This is a genomic window from Bradyrhizobium sp. CCGE-LA001, assembly GCF_000296215.2.
GTDB lineage: Bacteria > Pseudomonadota > Alphaproteobacteria > Rhizobiales > Xanthobacteraceae > Bradyrhizobium.
Genome location: NZ_CP013949.1, coordinates 6,415,806 through 6,439,809, shown reverse-complemented (window position 1 = coordinate 6,439,809; position 24,004 = coordinate 6,415,806). Strand labels below are relative to the sequence as shown.

The 24,004-nt window shown below is 58.6% G+C and carries 16 protein-coding genes; 14 read left to right on the top strand and 2 right to left on the bottom strand.

Annotated elements, in window-relative coordinates; all coding sequences use genetic code 11:
* The first annotated feature begins 732 nt into the window (after window positions 1-732).
* From BCCGELA001_RS29670 to pimD, 12 genes are all read left to right on the top strand, one after another.
* The gene (locus BCCGELA001_RS29670) at window positions 733-1,722 is read left to right on the top strand and encodes a succinylglutamate desuccinylase/aspartoacylase family protein (protein WP_236840773.1); all 990 of its coding nucleotides are present in this window, start codon (window positions 733-735) and stop codon (window positions 1,720-1,722) included.
* 439 nt (window positions 1,723-2,161) lie between these two features.
* Window positions 2,162-2,731: a ParB N-terminal domain-containing protein gene (locus BCCGELA001_RS29665; protein WP_144441554.1), complete on the top strand. Its 570-nt coding sequence runs from the start codon at window positions 2,162-2,164 to the stop codon at window positions 2,729-2,731.
* Window positions 2,732-4,477: 1,746 nt separating this feature from the next.
* The gene (locus tag BCCGELA001_RS39520; RefSeq protein ID WP_442855183.1) at window positions 4,478-5,086 is read left to right on the top strand and encodes an SET domain-containing protein-lysine N-methyltransferase; all 609 of its coding nucleotides are present in this window, start codon (window positions 4,478-4,480) and stop codon (window positions 5,084-5,086) included.
* Between the two features lie 1,064 nt (window positions 5,087-6,150).
* A complete protein-coding gene (locus BCCGELA001_RS29660) occupies window positions 6,151-8,037 on the top strand; it encodes an IucA/IucC family protein (protein ID WP_008544975.1) in 1,887 nt (628 codons plus the stop codon).
* A gap of 168 nt (window positions 8,038-8,205) precedes the next feature.
* Window positions 8,206-8,445 carry a hypothetical protein gene (locus BCCGELA001_RS37525; RefSeq protein WP_144441553.1) on the top strand — a complete coding sequence of 80 codons (240 nt, stop codon included), beginning with the start codon at window positions 8,206-8,208 and terminating at the stop codon, window positions 8,443-8,445.
* 474 nt (window positions 8,446-8,919) lie between these two features.
* On the top strand, window positions 8,920-9,882 hold the full coding sequence (locus tag BCCGELA001_RS29655) for a D-2-hydroxyacid dehydrogenase (protein ID WP_008544973.1): 963 nt from the start codon (window positions 8,920-8,922) through the stop codon (window positions 9,880-9,882).
* A 1,013-nt stretch (window positions 9,883-10,895) separates the two neighbouring features.
* Window positions 10,896-13,121 (top strand): acetate--CoA ligase family protein, encoded by a 2,226-nt coding sequence (locus BCCGELA001_RS29650; RefSeq protein ID WP_008544971.1) that lies wholly within the window; start codon window positions 10,896-10,898, stop codon window positions 13,119-13,121.
* Window positions 13,118-15,214 (top strand): 3-hydroxyacyl-CoA dehydrogenase NAD-binding domain-containing protein, encoded by a 2,097-nt coding sequence (locus BCCGELA001_RS29645; RefSeq protein ID WP_060736931.1) that lies wholly within the window; start codon window positions 13,118-13,120, stop codon window positions 15,212-15,214. Before BCCGELA001_RS29650 ends, BCCGELA001_RS29645 begins: the two co-directional genes overlap by 4 nt.
* A gap of 144 nt (window positions 15,215-15,358) precedes the next feature.
* On the top strand, window positions 15,359-15,589 hold the full coding sequence (locus tag BCCGELA001_RS29640) for a hypothetical protein (protein ID WP_008558551.1): 231 nt from the start codon (window positions 15,359-15,361) through the stop codon (window positions 15,587-15,589).
* Window positions 15,586-16,773 (top strand): acetyl-CoA C-acyltransferase, encoded by a 1,188-nt coding sequence (locus BCCGELA001_RS29635; protein WP_008558548.1) that lies wholly within the window; start codon window positions 15,586-15,588, stop codon window positions 16,771-16,773. The genes BCCGELA001_RS29640 and BCCGELA001_RS29635 overlap by 4 nt, the downstream gene beginning before the upstream one ends.
* A 177-nt stretch (window positions 16,774-16,950) precedes the next feature.
* Window positions 16,951-18,141 (top strand): pimeloyl-CoA dehydrogenase large subunit, encoded by a 1,191-nt coding sequence (gene pimC / locus BCCGELA001_RS29630; protein WP_008558545.1) that lies wholly within the window; start codon window positions 16,951-16,953, stop codon window positions 18,139-18,141.
* A 136-nt stretch (window positions 18,142-18,277) separates the two neighbouring features.
* Window positions 18,278-19,420, top strand: a complete 1,143-nt coding sequence (gene pimD / locus BCCGELA001_RS29625) for a pimeloyl-CoA dehydrogenase small subunit (RefSeq protein ID WP_060736930.1) — start codon at window positions 18,278-18,280, stop codon at window positions 19,418-19,420.
* A gap of 177 nt (window positions 19,421-19,597) precedes the next feature.
* Here pimD and BCCGELA001_RS37520 read toward each other — a convergent pair whose 3' ends face one another.
* The gene (locus BCCGELA001_RS37520; protein WP_144441552.1) at window positions 19,598-20,428 is read right to left on the bottom strand and encodes a hypothetical protein; all 831 of its coding nucleotides are present in this window, start codon (window positions 20,426-20,428) and stop codon (window positions 19,598-19,600) included.
* A 739-nt stretch (window positions 20,429-21,167) separates the two neighbouring features.
* Window positions 21,168-21,515, bottom strand: coding sequence for a hypothetical protein (locus tag BCCGELA001_RS29615; protein WP_060736929.1), 348 nt, complete (start codon window positions 21,513-21,515; stop codon window positions 21,168-21,170).
* A gap of 703 nt (window positions 21,516-22,218) precedes the next feature.
* Here BCCGELA001_RS29615 and BCCGELA001_RS29610 point away from each other — a divergent pair.
* Window positions 22,219-22,623, top strand: coding sequence for a hypothetical protein (locus tag BCCGELA001_RS29610; RefSeq protein ID WP_144441550.1), 405 nt, complete (start codon window positions 22,219-22,221; stop codon window positions 22,621-22,623).
* A 342-nt stretch (window positions 22,624-22,965) separates the two neighbouring features.
* A complete protein-coding gene (locus tag BCCGELA001_RS29605) occupies window positions 22,966-23,853 on the top strand; it encodes a LysR family transcriptional regulator (RefSeq protein WP_060736928.1) in 888 nt (295 codons plus the stop codon).
* Window positions 23,854-24,004 lie beyond the last annotated feature (151 nt).

Sequence of the window (24,004 nt, the reverse complement as noted above, 5' to 3'; positions counted from 1 at the left end):
GTCACGATAGTGGCGCACGCACCCCCGTTCGATAATGCGTCGCTGTTAATCTTCAGTAGGCGCGAATGCAGCGAGGGAAGCTCGCGAGGGTGATAGTCTTGAGGCAGGTTAAGAGGATCGTCATAAAGGCCGACTGGGCGAGAGAATTTGAGCAGGCTGATTATCGGTCAGCCTCCTGCCGGTTGAGCCTTAAAGCCGGAATGACTTTGCTGCTTTATCTCGTGAATGGGTAACATGCTTCATAGCTTGCCTCGGCGAACGAGCGCATGGACGTGGCGCGCATGTACCGGCGTGCTGAGCGCACCTCGCTTGCGCAGGCGCAGCATTTGCTGCCGTGAGCCGACGTTTGTCCGAGCAGTGAGAGCAAAAGCATCTGGTCACATTCTAAGTTCTGCATTCGTCCGAGCGCAAAAGGGCATTCCAATGTTTGGCGAGGACAAGAACGTGTTGGGAAAGGAACGTATATTTCCATCAAAACGATGTTTTGGATGGACCTATTTCCGGGTCCTCGAGCTCGAGTTCATGCGTGACTTACGCCATCCTCGCGGCAGGACCCGCATCGCAATCACGAGGAGCAGCTCAGTTGATCATCGTTTGTCCTATTGTGTCGTTGAGAGAGCCTCTCCTATCTGGGTTTGAAAAGTCTCTGAGGGCGAGTTGCATCGAAAACTCCAAGCGTCCGTGCTCGAGCGCCGTTCGTCAACCAAAGGTGTGAAATCTATGAGAACCCGCGTGTGGACCACTATCAATTTTGACGCGGACGGAATGCAATCCGATTTCGCGCGCGTTCCATACTCCTCAGACATTTCCGCCTATGGTTGGATCCCTATCCCGATGCTTTGCTTCAAATGTGGTGGCGGACCAACGGCTCTCTTCACGGCGGGTACCCACGGGGACGAGTATGAAGGCCAAGTCGCACTTCGCAAACTGGCACGAGAACTTACGACTACGGACCTCCAGGGGCGGGTCATCATCCTGCCTGCTCTCAACGGGCCGGCGGTTGCCGCGGGCCATCGCAACTCGCCCTTGGATGGAATCAACCTCAATCGCGTTTTTCCTGGCATGCCTGATGGCGGCCCAACGGCCATGATCGCACACTATGTAGCCACGGAACTGTTTCCTCGCGCCGATCTGATCATTGATCTGCATTCGGGCGGGACGTCGCTCGACTACTTACCTGTGGCGCTGGCCCGACCCGGGCGCACCGAGGGCGAAGCCGGAAAAGTCCTCCGCCTTTTAAGGAGCTTCGGTGCGCCCTATGGCATCCTTACGGACGGGGCGGGAGGCGGAGCAGGTGGCACACTCTATGGGCTCGCCGAACAGCAGGGCATTCCAGCATTGTCGACCGAGCTCGGCAGCGGTCCAACGATATCGGAAGCTGGGCTCGCAATCGCCGAAAGCGGCCTTCGCCGCGTGCTGCGTGACTACGGTATCGCGCGCGATATTGTCGCGCCAGAGGCGCCGGCGGTTCGGCTCGCGAGATCACTCGGGCGAACAGGTACAATCTATTCGCCTGCTGAAGGTCTTTTTGAACCTCAGGTGAAGCCCGGTGACCAGGTTGCTGTCGGTCAAAAGGCGGGATGCATCTATCGCTTAGATGACCCGCTCGCGCATCCGCTTGAACTCACCTTTGCTACCGCAGGCATCGTAAGCTTCCGGCGCTTTCCAACGCTTACGTCGATTGGGGATGCACTATTTGGCCTTATGGCAGAAGCAGACTAGCAAACACTTTGGCAGAGGTGTTCGATCGATGGGCGCGACTGCATCGAACGAAACCACTATCAAAGCGTGAACCGGAAGTTGGCATTGAGCGCCTCAGTTCAGCCCGCATCAGCAGTTCGGCTGGACGCGGGCATGTACCCGGTGGTGTTGATCGCGGCTGGCCTGCGTTCAGCAGTTCTCTTCGTGCGTGAGTTTCTGGCGCGATCTTTCGCTAGCTCGAAAGAGGCAGTGGGTCCACCAAGGTCCTCCAAAGCCGAACCTAACTGGAGCTGAGGATCGATCTGTCGCCAAGCTTAAGCGATCCCGGCACAGCGATTCAGTAGAGGCGCGGAGACCGCACGTAGCTCGGTGGCTCGCTCGGCACTCATCAGGCAAGGCCCTGTGTCCCGATCCCCATGCGAGCGTCGATGCAGCGAAGTTTCTCGGCTGGTGATGCGAGGTGTTCCATGCGGCAAGCTTCACCCAACGCTGTCATTCGTTTGGCATGGTTCGTGCTTTGTTGTTCGTACGCGAGTCACAGGCTAGCCTTTTTCGCAAGCTGCTGGGGCGTTTCAGTCATCTGAATAGTGTACAAAGAATCAGGGACAAAAAAATGTGCGCAACGGCCAATCCCGTCGCTAATTACGCCGTAGTCAAGCTGCCTATCAGGCAATTGCGACCGACAGAGCGCATCAAAATTGAAGATGCGCGTAAATTGACGAATATAATCGCGAAAGAGAAACGTTGGAAGCGACCTATTTTGGTCGAGCACCGTCACTCTGTCATCATGGATGGTCATCATCGCTACTTCTGCGCAAATGCGCTTGGTCTCTCCTTTGTCCCCTGCGTCCTGCTTTCTTATGATGATCCCAATCTGCAGGTGACCTACTGGTCTAATTCGACACCTGTCGCTGTGGACCGGATCATCCAGGCCGGACTTTCCGGCGACCTTATGGACTACAAAACGACGCGCCATCAGTTGCTCGTCGGTGTGGACAGCTGCTCAGTCGACCTGGACGACTTGAGGTGACGGACGATGGAATGATGCAGGGCTTTAACGAACACGTGTCAATGGAAGAATGTTGCCGAGCCGTAGACAAGCTTTGTTCGCTTTCAACCAGCGTGGGCTCCGGCAATGTAGAAGGCAAACAGCCCGACAGGCGCCTTTCCACCGCGCCTTCCGCACGCCTGATGTTTGCTCAAGGGTCCCCACGTGGCACAACAACCTTGTCTAGCCGACGTTAGATGGTCTTGATAGACATCCCGGCGATCTCGCCCAACAGCTTCCGGGCGCGGCCGTTGGACCGCCCGAGTGATCTGGCCACCTGACGGACTGTGCCCCCGATAAGTCGCCGGGCACCACATGGGGATAATGCATGAGGCGATCTAAGCTCTAAAAACACCCACCTGCCCAAGCTCGGTGGCGAATGTTATCGCGACGATCATGTCGATAGTTCCCAATGTTCGAAGCGCCCACAGGGGGGTAGAAGCCTTACCGAGTCGAACTCTTCGATCGAGCGCTCAAGCCGATTGATCCGGTCCTTGGCGACGCAAGCAGCTTTACCATTTCGTGAAGCGCGATCATGTGCCGGGGTGATTTAACTCTAGTTCCTGAGGCCAGCGAGATAACGAATTCTCGAGCCTTTTCTGCGGGCGATAGGTGAGGCCGTGCTTGAGCATGAAGGTGCGCGCCTTCTGCGGTGGACCGCAGCGCTTCAACCGCTGCCACTCGGGCGCAAGCGAGACCGCGCATCGTCTCGCGGCCTTCCATTCGACCCATACCGCCGTCAGCTCGTCCCATGCGTAGCAGCCGCGCGACAAAGGCGGCGCCGCCTGTTGGTCTTGGCCCGATCACCCGCCCCCTTTGAGGTCAGTGACGGAGCTAGCCTGCATTCATGTGACATAGCCAGCCCGACGGGCGTCTTAGCAAAAATGCACACTATCAAATCAGCAACCGAGCCGTCTAAAGACCCAGCGCATGCCGGCTGACGACGTGTCCACCTCGCAAGAGGCAAACGTCTCCTTTGCCGGCATGTTTCCACGAACGCAGAGTAAATTCAACTTCACGACATCAACTCCGACACATGCATAGCAAACAGCTACCACAACTCCTTCCCCGACCATGATGATCGGATCGGCTGCCCGATCAACACTCGAAAGCACCATGTCAACCGGTCACCTCACCAGAGGCGGGAATAGGAGTCTTACAGCTCGTCTATCTCGCCAAGATGCTGGATCGGGTAGCACGCCAATTTCTGTTTTCGCGACGGTCCATCACCATGGAAGCGGCTCTCGCGCTAAAGCCCTTTTGTGGACCCCCGGGATCGTCAGAGCCGGGTCGGACATCAGGTTTGGGCCCACAATTAATTCGGTAAGGCTCTCATAACTGTACGCGCCGGCAACGACATCGCCATCAGCATGGACGACAAGGGCGCTTGGCGCGTTTTGTCCGAGCGGTGGGGTGCGCAGGGCCACTACAAGTAGGCATACCTTCGGGCCTGCGAGATCGTCAGCGGGGCGTGCGATCAAAGGCCATATCTCGAACCTACAGAGCAGCCCTATTCGATCTTTGACCGCAGCACACCAAACCTGCTCCGCCTCTCCGTCCGAGATCCGCGTGACCGCCTAACATAGGCAGAGGCGACATCTGTCAACGCGGAGAATTGTCGTGACTGGCTCGATCTACGGCGGCAGCAACTTGGAGGCGGCACGAGCAAACATATCAAAGGCCTTCGGCCTGATCTGAGTTCAAGTTTGCGCTCAACGAGCCGAGGCTATCATCATTGGCAGTTGGCAGACCAGAGGCAGAGCGTCTAGATCGTATGCTGCCAATGAATCACAGCTACGGTTTCAACAGCTAAACAGGATACAAGCACAGGTCAAATCGAGTCGGAGAGATAACGTTATGAACAAAACTAACCTCGCTTGTAAGCCGTCAGATCGCGTCTACGTTGGACGATCCAAGATAAATGGGTCCGGCTTGTTTTCAAGAAGAACTATATCGAGGGGAAATGTCATAGAACGGCTCGAAGGTGAGATCCGTCCGCTGGCGACCAGGAGGACGATACAAATTGATCGAGATAAACACCTTTGTAGTGAATACATAGACTTCTTAAATCACGGTTGCCGTCCGAATGCCCGCCTTCAGATCGCCGATGGTGGCGTTGTCCTGATTGCGATGGAGGAAATTGGTCATGACAGAGATGAAGTGACGATCAACTACAACTGCTCGGAATACTCTCTTGCTGAGAGCTTCTTGTGTCGATGCTGTGAGCCTCCCAGGCTTATCGCTGGATACAGATACTTACTGGAAGCAGGCCAGGGCGAATATCTGGAGCGAATAGAGAAATTCGTGCTGCCGCACTTGTTGTCGAGTTCTTCATAATGACCGTCGTCTCAGGACCGAGTTCTACTACGAGGTGGCAAACTGAGGTCAAGTAGTCAAGCGTGGTGTAAAAGAGTGCAACAGCAACAGCCCAGAGACGCGCTACGCGGAGTTCTGATGGTCGGGCCAGCTTGCTCTTTCAGCCCGATGTCTTAGTTCTTGGCGGGCCACGTCCTGCAGCATCTGCTGGTCAGGCGATAGAGCCGAGGGCAGCTTGATCTTCTCGGTCCTCGATCTGCTTTAACCGCCGTTTTCTCGGTCGACGACAGCCGTCATACTCTTCTTCCGATCAAAATTGGGAAGTCATCTGGCTGATGCGGGACTTGCGACCGTTGTCCGATAGCAAGCGGATAAACGCCTCGCCTCTCTGGGCAGCAGAAACGCCGAGGGCCTTCAGCGTTATTCTCTCGTCCAGCTTGGAAATCGGTGCGAAACATCGCAGCTATAAGTGCTTGCCGGCCTGAAATCACATTCCGCAAAAAGTCGAGGCGCCGCGATTGCTATCATATCGATCGCCTGATTCATGCAAATATGCGGAACGCTCACTTGTTGGCCACGTCTCGCCGGCAAATAGTCGGCCATCCGTATCTTGCGCTGAGGGTCCCGAAAATTGCACCATGTTCGGTTCCAGACATTTTTGGTCGAGGCCCGGCATCTCTTTGTGGAAGCATTTCGGCGACTGGCGAAAAGGCTCCTCTTTATCTCAGCCACATCCGCGCACGTCGCCGTGGCACACTGTTTGCTGGAAGATCGTGGGGCTTGCTACGCGTGACTGGCGGCGAAGGAATCCATCAAAATGATCGGGAAGGTCAAACAGTTGGGAGCGGTTCCGATCGAAGTGTCACTCATGCTCTCTTTCGAAAGATGTCATGGAGGTGGTTCGTCTATGCCGCACGGCGTCGGGACGGACGGCCCGAAACTCTCTCAAGTCGCAGAACATGCAACTAGCCGCTCAAGGCGAGAGGGTCATCCATCCCAAAGTTTGTTGGACGCTCAGCTCCAACGCGGCGTTCACGGGAGGGGGCGCCGGCCTGTTTAATCGCCGTTCTCGTGGAGGAAGTGAAATGGACGAGAGAATGTCCTCCTGGGCATATGCTGAATCTAAGGCGCGTACCTCGCAGCTTTGCATGGGCGCATCGCGCAATGCCATCTCCCGCTTGGTTCGCTGCCTGTTCGCAGAGCGTCTTCTTGAGCCGGAAGCGTTAATGTGGGCTCGCCAAGGCAACGAAGCATGGCTTCCCCTTTGGCGATCACGTGAAGTCCTGCACTTTACGGATCTGCACCGTGCGCCTGCCGGAACACTCCAAAATCGAGGTTCAATCGAAGTAATAGACGAGACCGGCGCTTGCTACCTGATCGATAGTCCCTCCGACCTCATCGGACAGATCGTGCCCGCTTTGGCAGTCGTGCCCGCTCAGGACGGCGTTCAGCGTCTAATACGCGACGTCGAGGACAGTATGCGTAACGACGTTCTCGCACGTGATCACCGAGAGCGCTGGAGCGCAGAGTTCCGTGGTAAAATAGCCGAAGCAGAAGCCAGGGATTTCATCGATTATCTCCAAAAAAATCTGCCGCCGCACTTGGCGGCAATTACTCTCGATCAGTGGGGAGCACTGGAGGGGCATCCCTTCTACCCGACATGGAAGGCCAAATCTGACTTGTCGGCGGAGGAGGTCACTGCTTTGTCGCCTGAGTTCGGGGCTCGCGTGCGCGTTCGAATCGTGGCACTACGCAAAGAATGGTCCTATGTGGAGAAGATGCCGCATGTGAGCGGCTATTCAGAATGGTTCTCACAAAACTTCCCAGAGCTCTGGTGCGACTGGGCTAAAGGATTGAAAGAGCGTGGCAAATCTTCTGAGGATTGGCTGCCGCTACCTGTTCATAGCTGGCACCTAGACAATTTTCTGCGACGTGAACTCGCGTCAGAGATAGCTTCTGGAGTTTTCGACCCGAACGGCCCGGAAATCACAACGCTTCCGTCAATGTCGTTCCGCACAATGCTGCCAGACACACAGGAGCCGAGACCCTTCATCAAATTGCCGGTGGCGATTTGGATGACCAGCGAACAGCGCATTCTCCAGGCAAAGTCGATTCACATGGGACCACGTCTCAGCACCTTGATTTTAGAAATTATATCAAAGGAAAGGCATCTCTCAGAAAAATTGGAGATCTTCTCAGAAGAGCTCGGGGCAATCCTTCACCACCCCGTAACAGGCGACGAGCATCCGGGTCGCTTCCTTTCGGTTGTCTACCGCAACCCTGATGCAATGACACGAAATGATGGACTATTTTCGGTCACTGTTGCAGCACTCCTTGCGGCAAGCCCGCTCGACGGCCGCCCGCTCATTTGCGAATTGATTGCGAGAGGCGGCTGTCAAAGCGAAGCTGCGGCATCTGCATTCTTCCGTGCCTATGCGAGGACCGTGATCACGCCGATACTTACCATGTATTTGCTTTACGGACTAGCGCTTGAGGCGCATCAGCAAAACAGTACAATACTGTTCGACGAGATCGGCCGTCCGCAAAAACTCCTACTCCGGGATTTCGGCGACGCCCGCACGTTTGTTCCCCTGCTCAAGGAACGGGGTTACGATCTCAAGCCCTTCACTCGGACGGGGATCCTACCCACGGCCTTCTACGACGACATCAGTCTAGTGCGCTCATTCGTCATCGACGCGTGCTTCGTCTGTCATCTTCATGAGGTCGCACTGTGCCTCAATGAACAATATAAGCCGTCAGACACAAGCCTTTGGTACATCCTACGGGAAGAGACCGAGGCAGCTTTTGACGCCCTCAGGCCGCGCGTGATGTCGGATGCGCGGTGGTTAGAAGAACGCAAAGCGTTTCTCGAGGACCCCTGGCGAAGCCGTTCAGTACTACGGATGCATTTGGAGCGGTATCGGGACTTTCGAGTAGAGCACGAGCTGCCAAATCCGCTGGCGGAAGTGTAATGACAGTAGTCCCACAGCGTCCCGCGGCTATAAACCTGGCGCACAGGGGCAACTCTCCCGGCCGGTTTAACCCGTTTCATAGCGCTTGAGGCCCCTAGAAGCTTAGACCGTCCTAAGGTCCCGTGCCGCGCGAGCTGAAGAAGCGCTTTCTGCTTCAGAGCAGGATCGATGCGCCGAAAAACCAAAAGTGGAGATCGCTATATTCGTGCTGCCGTCCGCTTCAAGTCTTTCATTGCCACCCTGCCGGCGTCGCAACTCTCCTGGCCTGATGGACACGCGCCTTTTGCTGTTAGCCCAGAGAACATCGATGGCGGCACCATACCGGTATTGATACCGGTTCTTTGGGCGGCCATGATCGTGTGTGGTTTGGCCAGACAAAGCTGGCTCACTTTACGCCAAGCGCTCTAGCTTGGCGTCCACAAAGGTGACCGCGGTACCACCTTGGTCATTCAGATCGTTTCGTTACGAGCGATGTGACAGAGAGGGGAGACGAGGCGGAGGCGATCCCGTTCTTATGCGCCTCACAGTCCATATTGGCCGGTTTCGCGACGTCCTTGTCGCCTCAACTCGAGCATAGAGGCAAGCAAACGCGAGGCGTGTGTGCGAATTCCGGTGGAATCAATACAAGGACGCAGAATTTCGAACAGTAGGGGCGCAACATCGAATAAAACGAAAGTTGGTCGTTTGATAGCCTGTTCCCGGCAGCTGCCGAAGGAAACGATTTTTGCCAACGCGAATCCCCGGGGAAAGCAGCGAGTTCAAGAAGGCGCAGCCTGGCTCGCACGATGCATTGTGTGCAGAGTCTCGCTCCGATTCAGCAGGTGATTTAAGCGAACAAGAATTGGTGTCGAGGCACCATCATACGCGCAAACATGAGGTAGCATGTCGAGTGAAAACCCCGCCCTCACCCTTGTCGTTAACCACGATAAGGCGGAATTGCTTGCGCATGTGTTGGGTGAACGTTTTCCGCAAGTCCGGATCATCGTGGCGCCGGATTCTGAACGGCTTGACCGATACATAGGTGAGGCCGAGGTATTGCTTGCTTACCATTTCCCAGTCGAACTGTACGGCCGGGCGCGGAAGCTGCGTTGGTTTCAGTCCCTTAGCGCGGGGATCGATTCCATGCTTTCGATCCGCGACAGAGTGGGTGATATCATCGTGACTAATGTTCGCGGAATGCAAGGCGGGCTCATCGCTGATTACGTGATGGGCGGCGTGACGATGCTGAATTGGAACATCCGACAACTTCTGAAAGAGCAGGCGGAGCGCAAATGGATCCATCGATCCGTAGCGCCTTTGGCCGACAAAACGCTTGGCATCGTCGGGTTGGGGTCGATCGGTACAAGCATTGCTCGGCGCGCCAAGAGCGCGGGGATGATCGTTTTCGCTGCGAAGCGGGATATTTCCGTCCCGGCTGAAAGCGTAGATCGGTTGTTCGGCTCCGATCAGCTGAAGGAGTTGCTGCCGCTCTGTGATTTCGTGGTTCTGGCCCTGCCGGCGACGCCGGAGACGGTCGGTTTGATCGGCGCTGACGAGATAGCATGCATGCGACGTGATGCATTCCTGATTAACATCGCACGGGGCAGCGTCGTCGTGGAGTCCGAATTGATCAGAGCCCTACAGGCGTGCTCACTCGCGGGTGCGATGCTCGACGTCTTCGAGCGTGAGCCGCCGCCGCAGGACAGTCCGCTTTGGAACATGCCGAACGTGATCATGACGCCCCATATTTCAGGTATTCTCACACATTATGTGGAGCGCGCGTTCGACATCGTCACAGAGAACGTCGACCGCTACCTGAAAGGGCTCCCGCTGAGGAACGTAATTGACCTGCGACGCGGTTACTGACCCTTGATGGGAGCCTAGCAGAAGATTCGTGCTGCTCGCCCCAAGCGCCGCCGCATGGGCTCGTCTCGATTCGATGGCGTGCTTAGGTTCGCCGCGAGGCGAATCTTACCTGAATCCTGGGCAAGATCCTATACGAATGCTGTTGAATGCCTTTTGCAGGGGGGCCAAGCTTTGCCTGGCTCAACGGTACAATGCCGGCTTTCTGATGGGAGAGCGCCTGTGAGGCGGTCTCGTGACTGATCAGAGCTAGTTGGGGCAGCACGCAATCCAAACCTTGCTCTGGAGAGCAAGAATGGCCGGCCCTCCCGAACTGCCGGCAGGCCGTCCCGGTCGGAGCCAGTTGTTGTCGGGTCGCTCGATCGGCAAGCCTTCTTTTCCTCTGCAGCAGCCTCATTTCCTCTCCAGCAGCCTCATTCCCCCACCGTCTTCGTGCTCGAACCGAATATCAATTTAGATCGAATGAGAAGCTGCACGGTTTCCCAATTGCGCGTTGAATTTCGGCCGTGTGGCAGCCCAGATTGAAGAAATTCGGCCGGCGAGATGGCTAGTCTATCTGAACAAAGCAGTGAACCGCCTGAGAGCTGCGCATCAACCCGGGCGCGATACAGAGGTTCATTGTCTATCGCCCTTTCGAATTACCTTGGCTGCTCGGAGTTCTGATTGCTGTTGCCTTGATCCTGCACGCGATGCGGCTGCTGATGCAGCTTCGATTTGCATCTGCTCGGAACATTCACTGCCCGTACATCGCCGCGCTGGGCTTCGGTTCACCACGGACTTTGGCGATCGGATGGTGGCAATCTTGGTGCAGTTCGGCTGTCACCCTGGTGAGTATTCGATGTAGCGCATCGGTGTACGAGATGCTGCCCCACTGCAGTCTGGCGCTCGCGACGAGTGTGGTCGGCTGAACAATTGCTTGACGTGCGTTCCGCTCCTCGCCCGCAGATGATGGGCTTTAGGGCTGAGATGATGGAGTGCCGAGTCTCGGCGGATTAACTAAAGGAAGAACTGGAGCTATGGAAGCACGCGTTTCGACCGCCGCAGTCGCCTTAAGGGATTGGTCGCCTGCGGCCGATGCGAGTGACGTCATTAGCGGCATTCATGCAATGCTGCATCCCCGCAACATCGTGCTCGTCGGTGCCACAGACAAGCCGGGCAACTATGCCGAGCGCATTTGGAACAATCTAATCAAGTATAAGTACGCTGGTGGGCTCTATGCTATGAACCCCGGGCGCGACGCGATCTGGGGCGTGACCTGCTATAGGGATTTCGCCTCGCTTCCCGAGGCGCCCGACCATGTGCTCGTGCTGGTGCCGGCGAGGTTCGTCGTTAAGGTGTTACGGGAGGCTGCCGGCGCAGGCGCGCGATCAGCAACCATCGTGACGTCGGGATTTAGCGAATTGCAGGACGAGGAAAGTCAGCGGCTTGCGGCTGAACTCAAGGCCGCGGTGCGCGAGACGGGAATTTTCGTAACGGGCCCGAACTGCCTTGGCAATTTAAGTGCAGGCGGAAAACTCTTCACCAATATCGATGACCGGGTCGTTACGATGGAGCAGGGGGCCGTCGCGATTGCCGGCCAATCGGGCGCCATCGTGATGATGATCCGGCAGGCGCTCGAGGAGCGCGGTGTCGGCGTCGGTTATATGGTATCGACCGGTAACGAGGCTGGGCTGGAAACGCCAGATTTGATGGCCTACTTCGCCGCCGATCCCTCGATCCGAGTCATCGTGGTTTATCTGGAGGGCGTGCGCAATACCAGTGCGTTCCGGCGTGCATGCAGGGCAGCGCGCCACGCCGGCAAGCCGGTCATTGCGTTGAAGCTGGGAGCCTCTGAGGGTGGGCGCGCTGCCGCTATGGCGCATACCGGGGCGTTGGCAGGCTCCATCGAATCCTTCGACGCAATATCGCGCCGTGAGGGCGTGATCCGGGTACGTGGACTCGATGAACTGATCGAAACGACCGAATGTTTCGTTCATGCTCGATTACCCAGAGGCGGCCGGCTTGCCGCGGTGACGCTGTCGGGCGGCAAGCGCGGGCTTCTGATTGACGCATTCCATTCGGCGGGACTTCCTTTCCCCCCGCTCAGTAAGGACATTCGCGAAAAGTTCGCGACGATGCTTGGGCCGGGCTCGCTCGTTGGCAATCCGCTGGATGCCGGATTTGCTGCGGTGGTCGATCCATCCGTTTATCTCAAGTCAATCAAGATCATGATCGATGATCCGGACACCGACATTGTCATCATTGACGCGGAATTGCCTAAGGCGCCGCATGAATTGCGGGAGCAAAATCTGCGCATCGTTAACGAGATGGCGAGCACCACATCGAAACCTGTGATCTATATCAGCGGGATGTCCATCGGATTTACCGAGCACTCAAAGGCCCTTCGCAAGTCCTTGTCTTACATTACTGTTATGCAGGGCATGGACCGTGCTGTCGGTGCGATCAAGGCGTTAACCGACTATGCGATGCTCAATAATGATGTTCCGGATATCGTTTCCTGTTCAAAGCCCCGGGCTCGGGCTCTACTAAAAAAGACCTTGAATTGCAGCAAGGGCGCTGCGCTCGACGAGGTCGCCTCGAAAAAGCTGCTCAAGGCCTATGGCATTCCAATCCCAAAGGAGGCGTTAGCGCGGACCGCCAAAGAGGCGTCAGCGCTTGCAATGAAGATCGGTTTTCCAGTCGTGGCGAAAGTGGTCAGCCCAGACATCCTTCACAAATCCGATGTCGGCGGCGTCATGCTCAACCTCAATAGTGCGACCGAGGTTCAAGTTGCCTTCAACGAAATCGTCACGCGAGTGAAGAAGTTGAAGAGCAAGCCGAGGCTGGAAGGTATCTTGATTTCCCAGCAGCTCGAAGCCGATCTGGAACTACTTCTAGGCGCCTCACTTGATGCTGAGATGGGGCCGGTGGTGCTATTTGGCACCGGCGGTGTCGACGTAGAGTTGATCAAAGACGTGGCACTCGCCGGAGCGCCGATTGACGCGAACGAAGCCAGAAGGCTGATACGTCGCACCAAGGCGGGCATTAAGATCAGGGGCTACCGCGGCAAGCCAGCTTTGAACGAAGCTTCAGTTGTCAAGGCGCTGGTCGGGCTCTCGGACTTGATTGCCGATGCGGATGGTCAGATCACGTCTATTGACGTCAATCCATTTCTCGTCACGACCAAGAAAGGTCTCGCGGCTGATGCACTTGTCGTACTGCGAAATGACACAGACAAGAGCGCCAAGAGGAGCCCACTGTGAGCGAAGTGGTTAAGCTTGAGCGTCATGACGAAGTCGGCATCGTCACGGTGAACAGTCCTCCGGTCAACGCGCTCAGTGCCGCAGTGCGCGGCGGAATCCTGGAATGCATCAAGGCCGCTGTCGCTGATCCCGCCATTAAGGGCATCGTGCTGACCTGCGCCGGCCGCACCTTCATTGCGGGTGCGGACATCACCGAATTCGGCAAGCCGCCGAAGCCGCCGGCTCTCAACGACGTGCTGTCCGAAATTGAGAATTCGTCGAAGCCGGTGGTCGCTGCGATCCACGGCACCGCGCTCGGAGGCGGCCTCGAGGTTGCGCTCGCCTGCCATTTCCGTGTCGCGGTGAAAGAGGCCAAGCTCGGCCTGCCCGAGGTGAAGCTCGGCCTGCTGCCGGGCGCCGGCGGCACTCAGCGTCTGCCCCGCGCGGTCGGTCCCGAGCTCGCCGTCAAGATGATCGTCGGCGGTGATCCCATCGGTGCTGCGGAAGCACTGAAGAAAGGTCTGATCGAGGAGATCGTCGAGGGCCCGGCCTCCGGCGGCGAGGCCTTCGTGCGCAAGCTGATCGCGGAGAAGCGTCCCCTGCGCCGCCTGCGCGACGACGATTTCAAGCTCGCCGCGGCCAAAGCCGACCGTTCGATCTTCACCAACGCCGTTGCCGCCATGACCAAGAAGTCGCGCGGCCTTGAGGCGCCGTTCGCGGCGGCCGACGCCGTCGGCTGCGCCATTGACCTACCCTTCGACGAGGGCCTGAAGAAAGAGCGCGAGGGCTTCCTCAAGCTCGTTGCCAGCGACCAGTCCAAGGCGCAGCGCTACGCCTTCTTCGCCGAGCGCGAAGCCAACAAGATCGCGGGCGTGCCTGAGGGCACCAAGGGGCGGCCGGTGAACCGGGTCGCCATCCTCGGCGCCGGCACCATGGGCGGCGGCATCGCGATGTCCTTTGCCAATGCTGGCATCCCGGTCACCCTGATCGAGACCGCCGAGGAGCAGCTCAAGCGCGGCATGGGCATCATGCAGAAGAATTGGGAGGCGACCGCGGCGCGCGGCGGCATCCCGGCCGATGCGCCCGCCAAGCGCATGGCGCTGATCGAAGGCAAGGTCGGCATCGAGAATGTCGGCGATGCCGACCTCGTCATCGAAGCCGTGTTCGAGACCATGGCGGTGAAGAAGGAAGTGTTCGGCAAGCTCGACCAGTACGCCAAGCCGGGCGCGGTGCTCGCCTCCAACACGTCCTATCTCAACATCGACGAGATCGCGAAGTCGACCAAGCGTCCGCAGGACGTACTCGGCATGCATTTCTTCTCCCCGGCCAACGTCATGAAGCTGTGCGAGATCGTGCGCGCCGACAAGACCGCGCCGGATGCGCTGGTCACCGCCGTGACGATCGCACGCAAGATTGCAAAGGTGCCGGCCGTGGTCGGCGTTTGCGACGGCTTCGTCGGCAACCGCATGCTCGCTCAGCGCAGCAAGCAGTCCGAGAAGCTGCTGTTCGAAGGCGCGCTGCCGCAGCAGGTCGATGCCGTCGTGACGAAGTTCGGCATGCCGATGGGGCCATTCGCCATGGGCGATCTCGCCGGCCTCGACATCGGCTGGCGCTCGCGGAAAGATCGCGGCATCAAGTCCGAGATCGCGGACGCGCTGTGCGAAGCCGGCCGCTTCGGCCAGAAAACCGGCAAGGGCTACTACAAGTACGAAGCCGGTTCGCGCGCGCCGATGCCCGACCCCGAGGTCGAGAAGCTGATCGACGAGACGCTGCTCCGTCTCGGCCGCAAGAAGCGCGTCGTCAGCGACGAGGAGATCCTCGAGCGCATGATGTATCCGATGGTCAACGAGGGCGCGAAGATCCTGGAAGAGGGCATCGCCGCGCGTCCCTCGGACATCGACGTGGTCTGGCTCTACGGCTATGGCTGGCCGATCTACCGCGGCGGCCCGATGTTCTGGGCCGACAGCGTCGGCCTCAAGCACATCGCCGATCGTTTGTCGTTCTATGCCAAGGAGACCAACGATCCCAGCCTCGAGCCCGCGCCGCTGCTGAAGAAGCTCGCGGCAGAAGGCAAGACGTTTGCCTCGCTCGCGGCTGCGTCGAAAGCGGCGTGATGGCCACTGCCTCTCTGAACGTCATTCCGGATGGCCTCAAGGGTCAGCCCCAGATCGATTTCGCCGTGAAGCGCGGCGTCAATTGAATACCGGGGCTTGAGATCTTGTCCCGCTCCGGAATGACACCTGATCTAACTGCAGAAAATGACCCATCCTGGCGAACAGTTTTATTCGAAAGCCGTGCGGCGCGACGAAGCCATCGTCCAGGTCGCGCCGGCCGAGCTCCTTACGGAAGCTGCCGCTTATAATGGCACGCGCAGGCCGAAGCTCGCGACACCGGATCAGCTTACCGAACTCGCGGCAGGGGCCGTGCGCGCGCCAGCAGCAGAAATCGTCACAATCCATCCCAACACGCATCAGGAGGTCGTTTTTTGATCGACGCCGTCATTGTTTCCACCGCCCGCACCCCGATCGGCAAGGCCTATCGCGGCGCGCTCAACGCCACCGAGGGCGCAACCCTGCTCGGGCACACCATCGGCGAGGCCGTCGCCCGCGCCAAGATCGAGCCCAATGAGGTCGAGGACGTCGTGATGGGGGTGGCCCTTCAACAGGGATCGACAGGCAGCAACATCGCCCGCAAGGCGCTGCTCCGCGCCGGCTTTCCAGTGACCGTTTCCGGCACCACGGTTGACCGGCAGTGCGGATCAGGGCTTCAGGCCATCGCGCTCGCCGCGCATTCTGTGATCTTCGACGGTGTCGAGATCGCGATCGGCGGCGGTGGCGAGTCAATCAGCCTCGTGCAGAACGACAAGATGAATTCGTTCCACGTACGGGATCCCGCGCTGCTCAAAATCAAGAGCGAAGCCTACATGTCCATGATCGACACGGCAGAAGTCGTCGCCAAGCGCTACGGCATCTCGCGTGAACGCCAGGACGAATATTCGCTGGAAAGCCAGCGCCGCACCGCCGCTGCGCAGCAGGGCGGAAAGTTCAAGGACGAGCTTGCGCCGATCACCACGCAGATGGCGCTCACCGACAAGGCGACTGGCGCCGTCTCCTTCAAGGACGTGACGTTGTCGCAGGACGAGGGCCAGCGTCCCGAAACCACCGCTGAAGGCCTCGCCCGGCTCAGGCCGGTGCGTGGAGAAGGATTCACCATTACCGCTGGCAACGCCAGCCAGCTTTCGGACGGCGCCAGCGCTTGCGTCATCATGAGCGCCAAGGAAGCGGCCAAGCGCCGTCTTGCGCCGCTCGGCATCTTCCGCGGCTTCGTCTCCGCCGGCTGCGAGCCGGACGAGATGGGCATCGGCCCGGTCTTCGCCGTGCCCCGCCTGCTCAAGCGCCACGGCCTCACGGTCGACGACATCGACCTCTGGGAGCTCAACGAAGCCTTCGCGGTGCAGGTGCTGTATTGCCGCGACAAGCTCGGCATCGACCCCGAGAAGATCAACGTCAACGGCGGCGCGATCTCGGTCGGCCATCCCTACGGCATGTCAGGCGCGCGCCTGACCGGCCACGCTTTGATCGAGGGACGCCGCCGCAAGGCCAAGTACGCGGTCGTCACCATGTGTGTCGGCGGCGGCATGGGCGCGGCGGGGCTTTTTGAGGTGTTGCAGTAATCACATCCTCGCAGCCCTGTGCCAAATTGCGCATGCGCGGCACGAACTACATTCCGCAGCTGGAGTGATGGCTGCGGAGGCAAATGGCTTTCGTAACAGACGGAGGCCGGTTGTTACGGTCCCGGCCACTTTGCGTGTTTGCGCAAACCCGGACGATGAAGCTCACAGGAGGATCTCATGGATCTCGCGTTCACAAAGGAAGAGCAGGCGTTTCGGGAGGAGGTGCGGCAATTCCTGCGTGACAACGTGCCGCCGGATACACGGCGTAAGCTTGTGGAGGGGCGGCACCTCTCGAAGGACGAGATGGTGACCTGGTGGCGTATTCTCAACAAGAAAGGTTGGGGCGTCAGCCACTGGCCCAAGCAGTATGGCGGTACGGGTTGGACATCCGTCCAGCATTACATCTTTAATGAGGAATTGCAGTCCTATCCGGCGCAGCCTCCACTCGCTTTTGGCGTCGGCATGGTCGGTCCGGTCATCTACACCTTCGGCAATGATGAGCAGAAGAAGAAGTATCTGCCGCGCATCGCCAATGTCGACGACTGGTGGTGCCAGGGCTTCTCCGAGCCCGGCTCGGGCTCCGACCTCGCCTCGCTCAAGACCAAGGCCGAACGCAAGGGTGACAAGTGGATCATCAACGGCCAGAAGACCTGGACGACGCTCGCCCAGCACGCCGACATGATCTTCTGCCTGTGCCGCACCGATCCTTCCGCTAAGAAGCAGATGGGCATCTCCTTCATTGTCCTCTCGCTCAAGTCGAAGGGTGTCACCGTGCGCCCGATCCAGACCATCGACGGCGGCGTCGAGGTCAACGAAGTCTTCTTCGACGACGTCGAGGTGCCCTACGAAAATCTGATCGGCGAGGAGAACAAGGGCTGGGATTACGCCAAATTCCTGCTCGGCCATGAGCGCATTGGCCTAGCTCGCGTCGGCCTCTCCAAAGAGCGGCTTCGCCGCATTCGCGATCTCGCCTCCAAGGTCGAATCCGGCGGCAAGCCGATCATCCAGGATCCCGCGTTCCGCCAGAAGCTCACGGCGTGCGAGATCGAGCTGAAGGCGCTCGAGCTCACCCAGCTGCGCGTCGTCGCCGACGAAGGCAAGCACGGTAAGGGCAAGCCCAACCCGGCGTCCTCGGTGCTGAAGATCAAGGGCTCCGAGATCCAGCAGACCACCACCGAGCTCCTGATGGAAGTGATCGGTCCGTTCGCTGCGCCCTACGATGTGCACGGCGAGGACGGCTCCAACGAGGCCATGGACTGGACCGCCCGGATCGCGCCGAGCTACTTCAACAACCGCAAGCTCTCGATCTATGGCGGCTCTGACGAGATCCAGCGCAATATCATCGCGAAGGCTGTGCTGGGGCTGTGAATTCTACCTGTCACAAAACACAGTCGCCGTCATGGGCGGGGCTTGACCGGGCCACCCACGCCTAGCGGCACGAAGAACGTGGATGCCCGACACAAGGCCGCCATGACGAGATTAGATACCGGGAGAGTAGAGAAAGATGGATTTTGACCTGAACGAGGAGCAGCGGCTTCTCAAGGAAAGCATCGACGGTCTGCTGACCGATTCCTACGATTTCGAGCAGCGCAAGAAGTACATGAAGGAGAAGGGCGGCTGGAGCAAAACCGTCTGGCTCAAGCTTGCCGAGCAGGGCCTGCTCGGCCTGCCCTTCGCAGAGGCCGATGGCGGCTTCGGCGGCGGCGGCGTCGAGACCATGATCGTGATGGAAGCGCTCGGCAAGGCGCTGGTGCTCGAGCCGTATCTCGCGACGGTCGTGATCGGCGGCGGCTTCCTGCGCCATGCCGGCACCGACGCGCAGAAGGCCGCGCATGTGCCCGGGATCATCGACGGCAGCAAGACGCTGGCCTTCGCCCAGCTCGAGAAGAACGCGCGCTACGATCTCTTCGACGTCTCAACGACCGCGAAGAAGAAGGGCGACGGCTGGGTCATCGACGGCGAGAAATTCGTCGTGCTCAACGGCGAGAATGCCGACACGCTTGTCGTCACCGCGCGCACCAAGGGCGATCGCCGTGACAAGACCGGCATCGGCGTGTTCCTGGTCCCCGCCGACGCCAAGGGCGTCGCGAAGAAGGGCTATCCGACCCAGGACGGCCTGCATGCCGCCGACATCACCTTCACCGGCGTCGAGATCGGCCCGGATGCCGTGCTCGGTAACCCCAACGATTCGCTCGCGCTGATCGAGCGCGTCGTCGATGAAGCCCGCATCGTGCTCTGCGCCGAGGCGGTCGGCCTGATGGACGAGTCGCTCAAGACCACCGTCGAGTACATTAAGACCCGCAAGCAGTTCGGCGTCGCGATCGGCTCGTTCCAGTCGCTGCAGCACCGCGCCTCCGACATGTTCGTCGCGGCCGAGCAGGCGCGCTCGATGTCGATGTTCGCGACCATGGCCGGTGATTTCGAGGACGCGAAGGAGCGCGCGAATGCCATCGCTGCGGCCAAGGTGCAGATCGGCAAGTCGCTGAAATTCGTGGGACAGCAGTCGATCCAGCTCCACGGCGGCATCGGCATGACCATGGAGGCGAAGATCGGCCACTACTTCAAGCGTCTCACCATGATCGAGAACTCGTTCGGCGACACCGACTATCATCAGTCTCGCGTTACCGATGGGGGAAGCTTAATTTAGTCACCGCCGTCATCCTGGGTCTCGCAAAGGCGGGTCTGGTTTTCCGCGCTGCACCGTCATTCCTGGCAAAGCGAACTCACCCAGCCCCTTTCGGCGAGAGACAGCCGGATGCTTCGTCGCTAGGCGGGCACGCCGCTAGCAAGGGCTGGCGTAGGGCTGGACCAACAGGTGGCGTCTCTAGGACCGCCTCGCTTTGAGTGCACCTAAATACCGCTGATGCGCTTGCCCTGCCCGGCTTGGGCGGCCCGCGCCGCCCGCTGGCGTCTCGTTCTTTGGTTTCAAGCCACGTCCCGCCGAACGAGAGTATATCTCACGATACAATCTAAAAGAGATAAATTCGAAACCGAGAGAGAGCCATACAATGACCAAATCCCCAAGAGCTGCTGCTGAACAGCCGAAGAACGAAGCTAAGCCGAGCAAGCGAAGCGGATCGAAGCTATAATTTCGATCGCAGATGAGGAATGTCAAGACAACGCGAAACCATCGTTGGGTGAGCTGGCCCGCATCACCAACCGAGCGAGCGGCCTCCTTCGCATCAAGGGTGATGAGCGCATGGCCATTGAGAACGCCGCAACGCTCGAAATCGCAGAGGCGCGCTCGTTGCTCCTGAGCTGAGAAGTCCAGACGGAGCGTCCTAACATCTTGGGCCACGGCCTTGTCCTCGTCGATACCGGCGACTGCGTCGCCAGCCGCTCGTTTAACCGCCATGCTTTTAGATTGAGAAATGTCTAGGTCACGCGCACAAGCTGCGGAAGCAGCGGATACCCCCGAAGCAGCCCCTCTAGAATTCGAAAACCCGGCACCCGCAAAGCCCCTAGATGATTCCGATGGCGTTCCGACGCCTAAGTCTGCTCCGAAACCTCTGCCGAAACTGCCGCCAAGACTCCTCCCAAAGATTACCACCTCCGCCAAAAATCGGTAGATTGGTACGAGGCGTTGCAGAGCGGTGATGATGAGGCGTTCAAGAACGACGTTAGGAAGAACCTCGAACGGATCATTGCGAAACATTCCGCCCTCGCAGCTTACGAGGTCATGTTTCTATTCGACGATGATTCAATCGGTACGTTCCATTCAGACCGCCTATATTCAGCGGCAGCGGCTTTAAGGGCAAAGGCAAGGATTTTCTGCTGATCGTCGATAGTCCCGGCGGCCGCATCGAGCCGGCTTACTTAATTGGCAAGTCGCTGAAACGGATTGCCTAAAAGACCTTTTCGGTTGCCATTCCAAGGCGCGCGAAGTCGGCCGCAACTCTGCTCGCGCTTGGCGCCGACCAAATCCACATGGGCATGATTAGCCAGCTTAGACCCATTGATCCTCAAGTCCGGGGTTTGCCGGTGCTGGCATTGGGCAATGCTCTTGATCACATCGCGGATATTGCCTGCAAATTTCGTAGCGCATCTGAGATGCTGACGAAATATCTAACTGACCAGGCACCGATCCAGGTTTACGAACGGGTTGGTGAAAGTGCAGCCCAATATGCCGAGCGCCTCCTAACGATCAAAAAGCTTCCGGCAGGCACCGACTGCCGGCAAAATCGGAAGGCACCTAGTCCACCACTATAAAGACCACAGCTTCGTCATTGATACTGAGGAAGCCGTGCAGTTGCTCGGCTCCGACTTTATCAAGGAACAAACCCCCGAATATGACTTGGCCGACGAACTCTACGTGTTTCTCGAGATGGTCCAAATCCTCACATGCATCCGGGGTAAAAAGTTTTGGGTTGTCGGCGGACTAGACGGAATCGTGATCACGAAGAAGCCGGACGACAAATAGCCATCGCCAGCTTGAAAAGCGCGGCGGGCGGCTGGCCGACAACCCAAGAGAGAACCACCCACCGCGCTTGAGAGCGACCTCTCGGCGTCGCCGGGAGAATTAAGCCGTCGGCCTCGCGCTCAAACCTTTGCTGCTGCTGAAGCGTCGCAGGCCATTTTTTCGGAGCTTCCGCGCCGGCGATCAGCTTGGCGTCGGTCAGCGAGTCGATGAAGCTGATGGCGTGCTGACCTGCTCGCTGAGTGTCGCCGATTGCCCTTTCCAGTCGGTCGAGCCGTTCGACGTCTGCAGGATAGCGCTTCTTGGCCCAAGTGTATCGGCACATGAGCCACTTCGCTATCGCTCAGACCCGATAGCCAACCCTTCGAGTTGAGGATGGCACCGACGAGCAGATCGTCGTCGCTGTTGATCGGGTCGCCTTTGCGACCCGGCGATAGTGGGCGACCGACCAATTTCAAGAGGAGACGGTTCAGTGCCCATCAAAAAATCCATCCAGTAAGAATGATTGACCGCCGTCTGTCCCGGCCCAATGTCTTCTGGACGCGGCGCCTAAGTCGATGGAGGAGGTAAACATGGTCATTGAGGTTAAGGCCGACTGTTGAATTCGGCCGGGCCAAGGGCCGCGTGTCCCTCGGCTCAACGACCGAACTAGGATCTTGACCTGACCTCATCTGCTCTCCACTTGGCCAGGGCTTCACATGTACTCGAAGAGCCGGCTCCGACGCGCAGCCGTTGCGGAGCGACCGCCGCCGTCGCCCTTTTGGGCCTGCTGGCGGTCACCGCCAGCCCCTTAGCGAAGGTATCTCCGCCGGCGGCCGCGCTGCCGTGGAGCAACTGCTTTCGATCGTTGGCGCCCGGGTCGAGGATTTCGTACCGGAAGAGCGAGGCAAGCTCTCCAGGCCCGTCATCGGCGGCTTGCTGGCGCGCGCCGCTTCGACCGTCGGCAAGCGAGTTGCGGACGCCTCGTCGACGCTTCCTGCCCGGTGGCGCAGGCTTGGTTCGATCGAAAGACCCACAAGACGGATCAGATGATCTGGGCCGGCCGGCTGCAAGTCGTCGACGGTAAGCCCGATGGCCGTGATGACTCGGTGACGACATTGAAGTTCGACGGCGACGGCAACCTGGCTCTCGCGTACGGCCTCGCCCGGTTCTTCGCGACGATGGGCTTCGACGTCGGCAAGTTCAGGATGTCCGCGACGGCCACGATGACGGATCCCAATTGCTCTTGCACCTACCGCTCGTACGGGCCGGAGATCGAAGTCTGGACCACGGGTGTCGTCCAGCAGACGTGGCATTCCGAGAAAAACAAGCGAACCTACTTCGCCGCCGCAATGGACCCGAGCGGACGAGTGGCCTCGGGCCAGGTCACGGCGAGCTTCGGAGGAGTTACGATGACGCGCCCTGCGTCTTCTGGTCGTCCCATGACAAGCTGAATGCGGACAAGCGGCTTGACAACTATTGATATGACCCCCGCCTTTTTCGGGGGGAACGTGTCGAGTTAGGCGGCTGCCCCTTACGAGATCAATCGGACGACAGTTCGTCTTTCATACACGGCCCCTCATATTTTCGGTCTCAGGCGCCGGACCGTTTCGGAGGGCCCATTCGTGGCCGGTCTTCTGCTTCATTCGCGCGAGTAGCTTCTCGATCCTCTCGAGATATGTGGACTGGTAATGAACAGCTCCCATTAAACAGGGCTTGATCGGGGTTCGTATGCAGCGCATAAATTCGTGCATCACCGACCGAATTTGCCGCCCCTTGTGCAAAAACTGTATTCGATGGATTGGGAACGCGTTCGCATATTCCTGGAGGTCGCGCGAGCAGGACAAATCCTGAAGGCGTCGAAGAATCTTAGATTAAATCATTCCACGGTAGCTCGACAACTTAGCGCTCTTGAGCGAAGTTTGAACACTAAGCTGCTCGAACGACATACGGCTGGATGCACTCTAACTGCGGCAGGCGAGTCGTTGATGGTCGCCGCTGAGCGCGCGGAGAGCGAATTTATCAGAGTGAGTTCGAGCATCAGCGGCGCGAACCAGGCGATCACCGGTACAGTGCGCGTCGGTGCACCTGACGGCCTTGGCAACTATTTCCTTGCAGAGCGCCTTGGCATGCTTGCTGCGAAACATTCAAGGCTCCTCGTCCAACTGGTTCCGCTGCCACGAACATTCTCGCTATCGCGGCGAGAGGCCGACATAGCCATTACGTTGGATCGTCCCAAACAAGGCCGACTGATCCTGGCGAAGCTGACCGACTACACACTGAGCGTGTACGCGGCGGAGAAGTACCTTGCGCGAGAGGGCCCGATCACAGACCAGCACGAACTAGGCGGCCGATTGTTCGTAACGCATGTTGAGGACATGGCCTACAGCCCCGCCTTAGACTATGCTTCTGTACTCGGTCGCCTTATGTCACGTAAATACGAATGCGGCAGCGTGGTCGCGCAAATGGAGGCAATTCGCGCCGGGTATGGAGTTGGAATCCTTCACGACTATGCAGCGCAACGCTATCCGGAGTTGAAGCGCGTGCTGCCGGCAGTTCGGTTCGTGCGCAACTATTGGATCACCTCTCATCCTGATACGCATGAGACACGTCGAGTTCAAGAGGTGCATCGATTTATTTCCAGATCCGTGAAGGCCGAGAGGGCCTCATTCGTATCGGAGTAAGGTAGTAGACGCAGAGACCGGTGCATCGAACGACCGGCTAGACCTCATAGGGCGGTCGAGCAGCGTGCGCAAAGGTCGCTGACGAGTTCCCGGCAACGAAGCCTGTCCGGGGCATGCTTAGGTGCGGCCCCTCTAGACGGGCCAGATCATA